General features: G+C 59.1%; 7 protein-coding genes and 1 pseudogene. 7 read left to right on the forward strand and 1 reads right to left on the reverse strand.

Features of this window, described 5'->3' with window-relative positions; all coding sequences use genetic code 11:
• Positions 1-226 precede the first annotated feature (226 nt).
• Complete coding sequence (locus N8H71_RS05730; RefSeq protein ID WP_262193235.1) at positions 227-1,603, reverse strand: glutamine synthetase family protein; 1,377 nt, start codon at positions 1,601-1,603, stop codon at positions 227-229.
• 278 nt (positions 1,604-1,881) lie between these two features.
• On the opposite strand from N8H71_RS05730, the gene N8H71_RS05735 reads away from it, so the two are divergent.
• The 7 genes and pseudogenes from N8H71_RS05735 to N8H71_RS05765 all read left to right on the forward strand — a co-directional run.
• Positions 1,882-2,238 (forward strand): gamma-glutamyl-gamma-aminobutyrate hydrolase family protein, encoded by a 357-nt coding sequence (locus tag N8H71_RS05735; protein WP_262193236.1) that lies wholly within the window; start codon positions 1,882-1,884, stop codon positions 2,236-2,238.
• A 93-nt stretch (positions 2,239-2,331) separates the two neighbouring features.
• Complete coding sequence (locus N8H71_RS05740) at positions 2,332-3,690, forward strand: glutamine synthetase family protein (protein ID WP_085689854.1); 1,359 nt, start codon at positions 2,332-2,334, stop codon at positions 3,688-3,690.
• 56 nt (positions 3,691-3,746) lie between these two features.
• On the forward strand, positions 3,747-5,111 hold the full coding sequence (locus tag N8H71_RS05745; protein WP_039765388.1) for an aspartate aminotransferase family protein: 1,365 nt from the start codon (positions 3,747-3,749) through the stop codon (positions 5,109-5,111).
• Positions 5,112-5,283: 172 nt separating this feature from the next.
• Positions 5,284-6,396, forward strand: a complete 1,113-nt coding sequence (locus N8H71_RS05750; RefSeq protein ID WP_115079590.1) for a polyamine ABC transporter substrate-binding protein — start codon at positions 5,284-5,286, stop codon at positions 6,394-6,396.
• 187 nt (positions 6,397-6,583) lie between these two features.
• Entirely contained in the window at positions 6,584-7,681 is a 1,098-nt protein-coding gene (locus tag N8H71_RS05755; protein ID WP_279309520.1) for a polyamine ABC transporter substrate-binding protein, read from the forward strand.
• 73 nt (positions 7,682-7,754) lie between these two features.
• Positions 7,755-8,897 carry an ABC transporter ATP-binding protein gene (locus N8H71_RS05760; protein WP_007953506.1) on the forward strand — a complete coding sequence of 381 codons (1,143 nt, stop codon included), beginning with the start codon at positions 7,755-7,757 and terminating at the stop codon, positions 8,895-8,897.
• Positions 8,894-9,078 (forward strand): annotated as a pseudogene (locus N8H71_RS05765) (putrescine ABC transporter permease PotH); the annotation flags it as partial. The gene N8H71_RS05760 and the pseudogene N8H71_RS05765, both read left to right, overlap by 4 nt.

Genomic DNA, 9,078 nt, shown 5'->3' on the forward strand with positions numbered 1-9,078 from the left:
GTCTCCTGCGGGGCAGCGGGCATTGTACGAGCCGGCTCTTGTGTTGTCTTGTCGGCCGCTTTCGGGAGCAAGCTCCCTCCCACGGGGTATCTCCTGTGAGATGAAAATTTCTGTTCGCAGGAGATTCACTGTGGGAGCGGGCTTGCTCGCGAACCGCCGCAGGCGGCCATAAAAAAACGCCGAGAGCTGAGTAGCCCACGGCGTTTTTCATGCAACTGCAATCCGCTTAGACGGTGTGCAGATACCAGTTGTACTCGAGGTCGGAGATGGAGTGTTCGAACTCCTCCAGCTCGCTTTCCTTACAGGCGACGAAGATATCGATGTATTTCGGATCGATGTACTTGGCCATCACCTCGCTGTCGTCCAGCTCGCGCAGGGCATCGCGCAAGTTGTTCGGCAGGCTCTGCTCGTTCTGCTCGTAGCTGTTGCCTTCGGTCGGAGCCGGTGGCTCGATCTTGTTGGTCAGACCGTGGTGTACGCCCGCCAGCACCGAAGCCATCAGCAGGTACGGGTTGGCGTCGGCGCCGGCCACGCGGTGTTCCAGACGGACCGCGTCGGCGGAGCCGGTCGGTACGCGCAGGGCCACGGTGCGATTGTCCAGGCCCCAGCTCGGCGAGTTCGGCACGTAGAACTGTGCGCCGAAACGACGGTAGGAGTTGACGTTCGGGCAGAGGAAAGCCATCTGTGCGGGCAGGGTCTCGAGCACACCGCCGATCGCGTGACGCAGCGCGGCGTTCTGCTCGGGATCCTCGCTGGCAAAAATGTTTTTGCCTGCTTTGTCGAGAACCGAAATGTGCACGTGCAGACCGTTGCCTGCCTGGCCCGGATACGGCTTGGCCATGAAAGTGGTGTCCATTTCATGGTCGTAGGCGATGTTCTTGATCAGACGCTTGAGCAGGACCGCGTAATCGCACGCCTTGATCGGGTCGGCGACGTGGTGCAGGTTCACTTCGAACTGCGCCGGGGCACTTTCCTTGACGATGGCGTCGGCCGGGATGCCTTGCTCTTTAGCGCCTTCCAGAATGTCCTGGAGGCAGTCGACGTATTCGTCGAGGTCGTCGATCAGGTAGACCTGGGTCGAATGCGGGCGTTTGCCGGAGATCGGCGAGCGTGGTGGCTGAGGGCGGCCGTTCACGTTTTCCTGGTCGATCAGGTAGAACTCGAGTTCAAACGCGGCGCAGATGGTCAGGCCGAGCTCGTCAAACTTTGCAACAACTTGACGGAGCACTTCACGCGGGTCGGCGAAGAAAGGATCACCTTCGAGCTCGTGCATGGTCATCAACAGCTGCGCGGTCGGGCGCTTCTGCCATGGCTCGTTGCACAGGGTATCGGGGATTGGATAGCAGATACGATCGGCATCGCCGATGTCCAGGCCCAGGCCGGTGCTTTCCACCGTCGAACCATTGATATCCAGGGCAAATAGAGAGGCCGGCAGGTTGATGCCTTTCTCGTAAACCTTGTGGAGGCTGGTGCGTTCGATGCGCTTGCCGCGCACCACACCATTCATATCCGCAATCAGAAGGTCAACGTACAGAACCTCAGGATGTTCCTTAAGGAACGCGTTCGCTTCGTTAAGCTGAACGGCACGCGGGGGTACCGACATGATGCAACACCTTTGTTGTTAAAAATATCAATCATTGATCTTTTCTGGTTTCAGTCAACCCGAACGGCCTGCCGAAGTCAAGCGAGGCCTTTTCTGCCCTGAAAAAGCGCCACGAGGGCATTTATGGGGCACTTTGGGGCATTTTTTTATCCGTGAAGGACGCGCCACCCGCAGGCTTGAGCAGGCCGTGTTGTATTTTTTACGGGGGTGTTGTGTAAAAAAATGAACAAGGCTAAGCTCGGATCAAACCCATAACAGCAATAATACCGGGGTGCTTCATGTCTCGCCTGCCGTTAATCGGCGTCACCGACTGCGTTTTGCAGTCCGGTCTGCATGCTTACCACATCAGTGGCGACACGTCCGTCCGCAGCGCGGCCAGCAAGGCTTGCAGCCTGCCAGCGTTGTCTCTGTTCGTGGCAGATCAGGCGGCAGCGTCCGATATTCTGGACGCATGCGGGGGCATCCTCTTTAGCGGTTCTCCTTTCAATATAGATCTCTTTCCTTCTTCCGGCCTGCACCGCGCCCGTCGTCGTGCCCGTGATTCTGCACGCCGAAGATGTGCACAGGAAATGCAACGCCAGCGTAAAGGGCAGGTAAGCTCCTCCTTCATTGTCCATGCGCGGTGCCAGGCGTAAGCCGGCACTGCGCGCAAACAAGCCCCCTTAACGCGACGCCCCGTGCGTCAAACTTGCCTGACATGCGTCAGGAGACTCAGCCCAGAGGCATTTATGAGTAACAACCTCGACCAGCTCACCGATTGGTTGAAAGACCACAAGATCACAGAAGTCGAATGCATGATCGGCGACTTGACCGGGATCACCCGGGGCAAGATCTCGCCGACCAACAAGTTCATCGCCGAAAAGGGCATGCGTCTGCCAGAGAGCGTTCTGTTGCAGACCGTGACCGGCGACTACGTCGAAGACGACATCTATTACGAACTGCTCGACCCGGCCGACATCGACATGATCTGCCGTCCCGACCAGAACGCCGTGTACCTGGTGCCATGGGCCATCGAGCCGACCGCCCAGGTGATCCACGACACCTATGACAAGCAAGGCAACCCGATCGAGCTGTCGCCGCGCAACGTCCTCAAGAAAGTCCTGAAACTCTATGCCGACAAGGGCTGGCAGCCGATCGTGGCGCCGGAAATGGAGTTCTACCTGACCAAGCGCAGTGACGACCCCGACTATCCGTTGCAGCCGCCAATCGGCCGCTCCGGGCGCCCGGAAATCGGGCGTCAGTCGTTCTCGATCGAGGCGGCGAACGAATTCGACCCGCTGTTCGAAGACGTCTACGACTGGTGTGAATTGCAGGAGCTGGACCTCGACACGCTGATCCACGAGGACGGAACCGCGCAGATGGAAATCAACTTCCGTCACGGTGACGCACTGTCGCTGGCCGACCAGATTCTGGTGTTCAAACGCACCATGCGCGAAGCCGCGCTCAAGCACGACGTGGCCGCCACCTTCATGGCCAAACCGATGACCGGCGAGCCGGGCAGTGCGATGCACCTGCACCAGAGCATCGTCGATATCGAGACTGGCAAGAACGTGTTCTCCAACGAAGACGGGACCATGAGCCAGTTGTTCCTGCACCACATCGGTGGCCTGCAGAAACTGATTCCTGAGCTGTTGCCGCTGTTCGCCCCGAACGTCAACTCGTTCCGCCGGTTCCTGCCGGACACATCGGCGCCGGTGAACGTGGAATGGGGCGAAGAAAACCGCACCGTGGGCCTGCGCGTACCGGATGCCGGCCCGCAGAACCGTCGCGTGGAAAACCGCCTGCCGGGCGCCGACGCCAACCCGTACCTGGCGATTGCCGCGAGCCTGCTCTGCGGCTACATCGGTATGGTCGAAGGCATCAACCCGAGCGCGCCGGTCGTGGGCCGTGGTTACGAGCGCCGCAACCTGCGCCTGCCGCTGACCATCGAGGACGCCCTGGAACGCATGGAAAACAGCGCGACCATCGAGAAATACCTGGGCAAGACCTTCATCACCGGCTACGTCGCGGTCAAGCGGGCCGAGCATGAAAACTTCAAGCGCGTGATCAGTTCCTGGGAGCGTGAGTACCTGCTCTTCGCCGTCTGATACGCCGGGCGCGGTGGCCAGCCGCCGCGCCTTCACCGATAACAAGGAGAATTGGCATGACCAGCAACAACCCGCAAACCCGTGAGTGGCAAGCCCTCAGCAGCGATCACCACCTGGCCCCGTTCAGCGACTTCAAGCAGCTGAAAGAAAAGGGTCCACGGATCATCACCAACGCCAAGGGCGTGTACCTGTGGGACAGCGAGGGCAACAAGATCCTCGATGGCATGGCGGGTCTGTGGTGTGTGGCGATCGGTTATGGGCGCGACGAGCTGGCCGATGCGGCCGCCAAACAAATGCGCGAACTGCCTTACTACAACCTGTTCTTCCAGACCGCGCACCCGCCGGCGCTGGAACTGGCCAAGGCCATCGCCGACGTGGCACCAGAAGGCATGAACCATGTGTTCTTCACCGGTTCCGGCTCCGAAGGCAACGACACCATGTTGCGCATGGTTCGCCACTACTGGGCGATCAAGGGCCAGCCGAACAAGAAAGTCATCATCAGCCGCAAGAACGGCTATCACGGCTCCACTGTGGCCGGCGCGAGCCTGGGCGGCATGACCTACATGCACGAACAGGGCGACCTGCCGATTCCGGGCATCGTCCACATCGCCCAGCCGTACTGGTTCGCCGAAGGTGGCGACATGACTCCGGAAGAGTTCGGGATCTGGGCGGCCAATCAGCTGGAAGAGAAGATTCTGGAAGTCGGCGTGGACAACGTCGGTGCCTTTATTGCCGAGCCGATCCAGGGCGCCGGCGGCGTGATCATTCCGCCAGACACCTACTGGCCGCGCATCAAGGAAATCCTCGCCAAGTACGACATCCTGTTCGTGGCCGATGAAGTGATCTGCGGTTTTGGCCGTACCGGCGAATGGTTCGGCAGCGATTTCTACGACCTCAAGCCACACATGATGACCATCGCCAAAGGCCTGACGTCCGGCTACATCCCGATGGGTGGCCTGATCGTGCGTGACGAAGTGGTGGCGGTGCTCAACGAGGGCGGCGATTTCAACCACGGCTTCACCTACTCCGGTCACCCGGTGGCGGCGGCGGTGGGTCTGGAAAACATCCGGATTCTGCGCGAAGAGAAAATCATCGAACGCGCCCATGAAGAAACGGCACCGTATTTGCAGAAACGTCTGCGCGAACTGAACGATCACCCGCTGGTGGGTGAAGTGCGCGGAGTCGGTCTGCTGGGGGCCATCGAGCTGGTGCAGGACAAGGCCACTCGCAAGCGTTACGAAGGCAAGGGTGTGGGCATGATCTGCCGCCAGTTCTGCTTCGACAACGGGCTGATCATGCGTGCCGTGGGCGACACGATGATCATCGCGCCGCCGCTGGTGATCAGCAAGGCAGAGATCGATGAACTGGTTACAAAGGCGCGCAAGTGCCTGGACCTGACGCTGAGTGCGTTGCAGGGCTAAGTGCTAGGCTCTGAGCGATGGAGCTGTTGCGCTGTCGCTCGGAGCTGTCAGAAAGGCTGGTCTTTTCTTGAAAGACCGCCTCGGATCTTGCCAGACTAGCCGCGGTTCCAGTTGTCCGGGTTCGGCCGCTGAACAAAGTGGTTCAAAAAAGAAAAATTTGGAGCATTAACGCATGAAGGCATTAGGCAAAAAGCTCGCTGGCAAGACTCTGCTCGCCATGTCCCTGATGGGCGTGATGGCGGGTGCGGTTCAGGCGGACGACAAGGTGTTGCACGTTTACAACTGGTCCGACTACATCGCGCCGGACACGGTTGCCAATTTCGAAAAAGAGACGGGCATCAAGGTCGTCTATGACGTTTTCGACAGCAACGAAACCCTGGAAGCCAAGCTGCTGGCCGGCAAATCCGGCTACGACATTGTGGTGCCTTCCAACAACTTCCTGGCCAAGCAGATCAAGGCCGGCGTTTATCAGGAACTGGACAAGTCCAAGCTGACAAACTGGAAGAACCTCGACGAAGACCTGCTCAAGGCCGTTGGCGACGCCAGCGACCCAGGCAACAAGCACGCGTTCCCGTACATGTGGGGTTCGATCGGCATCGGCTACAACCCGGAGAAGGTCAAGGCTGCGCTGGGCGTCGACAAGATCGACTCCTGGGACATCGTGTTCAAGCCTGAAAACATCGAGAAGCTGAAAAGCTGCGGCGTGAGCTTCCTCGACGCGCCGACCGAAATGATTCCGGCGGCTTTGCACTACCTGGGCAAACCGACCAACAGCAAAGACAAGGCTGACCTGAAAGCCGCCGAGGACCTGTTCCTCAAAGTGCGTCCTTCGGTTGCCTACTTCCACTCCTCGAAGTACATCTCGGACCTGGCCAACGGCAACATCTGCGTGGCGGTCGGTTACTCGGGTGACCTGGAGCAATCCAAGACCCGCGCCAAGGAAGCCGGTGACAAGGTCAAACTGGCCTACACCATTCCGAAAGAAGGTGCCGGTACTTTCTACGACATGGTCGCCATTCCCAAGGATGCCGAAAACGTCGAAGCCGCCTACAAGTTCATGAACTACCTGCTCGAGCCGAAAGTGATGGCCGAAATCACCAACGCCGTGCGTTTCCCGAACGGCAACAAGGCGGCCACGCCGCTGGTGGACAAGGAAATCACCAGCGATCCGAGCATCTACCCTTCGGCTGAAGTGAAGAAGCAGCTCTATGCGATCAGCGATCTGGACGCAGCCACCCTGCGCCTGATCACTCGCAGCTGGACCAAGATCAAATCCGGTAAATAAGCCGGTTTGAAGCAGCAACCGCTGGCCGTCGCCTTCACCCGGGTGGTCAGCGGTGCAATTAAATGACAGAAAGTTTTGCTGGAACGGTTTTTCGAAGGTAAGTTGCGCGCCGGTTTTGTTGCCGGGCAACCGTGACTGTCATGCAGCACGGGGCAACTTGGGCCCAACTAAATTAGAGGACCTCCACTTGCCTATTTTTTCTTCTTTGCGCAATGCCCTGCTGGCCGCTGCCGGTCTGACGTTCGCTGTCGGTGCCCAAGCCGCCGGTACTGTGCATATTTATAACTGGTCGGATTACATCGGCGAGACCACCCTGGCCGATTTCCAGAAGGAGACCGGAATCAAACCGGTCTATGACGTGTTCGACTCCAACGAAACCCTGGAAGGCAAACTGCTCGCCGGGCGTACCGGTTACGACGTGGTCGTGCCGTCGAACCACTTCCTCGGCAAGCAAATCAAGGCGGGTGCGTTCCAGAAGCTCGACAAAGCGCAGCTGCCGAACTATTCCAATCTCGATCCGGTGCTGCTCAAGCGCCTGGAGCAGAACGATCCGGGCAACCTGTACGCCGTGCCGTACCTGTGGGGCACCAACGGCATCGGCTATAACGTCGACAAGGTCAAGGAAGTGCTCGGTGTCGACAAGATCGATTCCTGGAGCGTGCTGTTCGAGCCGGAGAACATCAAGAAGCTGCACAGTTGCGGCGTGGCGTTCCTCGATTCGGCCGATGAAATGATGCCGACCGTGCTCAATTACATGGGCCTGAACGCCAACAGCACCGATCCCAAGGATTACGAGAAGGCCACGGCCAAACTGCTGGCGGTGCGTCCTTACGTGACCTACTTCCACTCCTCGAAATACATCGGCGACCTGGCCAACGGCGACATCTGCGTGGCCATCGGTTTCTCCGGCGACATCTTCCAGGCGAAGAACCGTGCCGAAGAAGCCAAGAAGGGCGTGAACATCGCCTACTCGATCCCGAAAGAGGGCGGCGCGCTGTGGTTCGACATGCTGGCGATTCCGAAGGATTCGGCCAACGTCAAAGAGGCCCATGCCTTCATCAACTATTTGCTGAAACCTGAGGTGATCGCCCAGGTCAGTGATTACGTCGGTTATGCCAACCCCAACCCGGGTTCGGACAAGCTGATGGAGCAGTCCATCCGCACCGACGAGTCGGTTTATCCACCGCAGGCTGTGCTCGACAAGACCTACGTGTCGATCGAGTTGCCGCCGAATATTCAGCGTTTGATGACCCGCAGCTGGACCAAGGTCAAGTCGGGTAAATAGCGTCAACGTACAAACTATCCTGGGTTCGTCTTGCGTGGGCGAACTGCACTCTTTTTTTCTGGGAGTTTCGTAAATGGCAGTTGCCTCCGGCGCCTATAAGAAAGCCCTCGAGGGCGACCAGACACCGAAGCAGGTGCTGGTCAAAATCGACCGGGTCACGAAGAAGTTCGACGAGACGGTTGCCGTGGACGATGTGTCCCTGGAAATCAAGAAGGGCGAGATCTTCGCCCTGCTCGGCGGTTCGGGATCGGGCAAATCCACTCTGCTGCGGATGCTGGCAGGGTTCGAACGGCCCACGGAGGGGCGCATTTTCCTCGACGGCGTCGACATCACCGACATGCCGCCGTACGAGCGACCGATCAACATGATGTTCCAGTCCTACGCCCTGTTCCCGCACATGACCGTGGCGCAGAACATCGCGTTCGGCCTGCAACAGGACAAGATTCCAAAGGCCGAGATCGACGCCCGCGTGGCCGAGATGCTCAAGCTGGTGCAGATGAGCCAGTACGCCAAGCGCAAGCCGCACCAGTTGTCCGGTGGCCAGCGTCAGCGTGTGGCACTCGCGCGTTCGCTGGCCAAGCGGCCGAAACTGCTGCTGCTCGACGAGCCGATGGGCGCACTGGACAAGAAACTGCGTTCGCAGATGCAGCTGGAACTGGTGGAAATCATCGAGCGCGTTGGCGTGACCTGCGTGATGGTGACCCACGACCAGGAAGAGGCCATGACCATGGCCGAGCGCATCGCGATCATGCACCTGGGCTGGATCGCCCAGATCGGCAGCCCGATCGACATTTACGAAACCCCGACCAGCCGTCTGGTCTGCGAATTCATCGGTAACGTGAACATCTTCGAAGGCGAAGTGATCGACGACGCCGAAGGCCACGCGACCATCACCTGCAAGGACCTCGACCGGCAGATCTACGTCGGCCACGGCATCAGCACCTCGGTGCAGGACAAGTCCGTGACCTACGCGATCCGTCCGGAAAAACTGCTGGTCACCGCCGACCAGCCGACCTGCGAATACAACTGGTCGAGCGGCAAGGTGCATGACATTGCCTACCTCGGCGGTCACTCGGTGTTCTACGTCGAATTGCCGAGCGGCAAGCTGGTGCAGTCGTTCGTGGCCAACGCCGAACGCCGTGGCGCACGTCCGACCTGGGGCGATCAGGTGTACGTGTGGTGGGAAGACGACAGCGGCGTGGTACTTCGCTCATGAACATGCGCAAATTCAAACGCCGGCTCAATCGAATAATTCCCGGTGGCCGTCAGCTGGTCATCGGGGTCCCGTTCATCTGGCTGTTCCTGTTCTTCATGCTGCCGTTCTTCATCGTCCTGAAGATCAGCTTTGCCGAAGCGGACGTGGCCATCCCGCCGTACACCGAGATCTACACCTACGC

Origin of the sequence: Pseudomonas koreensis (assembly GCF_025447595.1) — a bacterium.
In the GTDB taxonomy this organism is placed as follows: domain Bacteria; phylum Pseudomonadota; class Gammaproteobacteria; order Pseudomonadales; family Pseudomonadaceae; genus Aquipseudomonas; species Aquipseudomonas koreensis_H.

Excerpts from the sequence above, each read along its gene's own strand:
- N8H71_RS05730 (WP_262193235.1), bottom strand. The coding sequence starts at position 1,603 with ATGTCGGTACCCCCGCGTGCCGTTCAGCTTAACGAAGCGAACGCGTTC.
- N8H71_RS05735 (WP_262193236.1), top strand. The coding sequence starts at position 1,882 with ATGTCTCGCCTGCCGTTAATCGGCGTCACCGACTGCGTTTTGCAGTCC.
- N8H71_RS05740 (WP_085689854.1), top strand. The coding sequence starts at position 2,332 with ATGAGTAACAACCTCGACCAGCTCACCGATTGGTTGAAAGACCACAAG.
- N8H71_RS05745 (WP_039765388.1), top strand. The coding sequence starts at position 3,747 with ATGACCAGCAACAACCCGCAAACCCGTGAGTGGCAAGCCCTCAGCAGC.
- N8H71_RS05750 (WP_115079590.1), top strand. The coding sequence starts at position 5,284 with ATGAAGGCATTAGGCAAAAAGCTCGCTGGCAAGACTCTGCTCGCCATG.
- N8H71_RS05760 (WP_007953506.1), top strand. The coding sequence starts at position 7,755 with ATGGCAGTTGCCTCCGGCGCCTATAAGAAAGCCCTCGAGGGCGACCAG.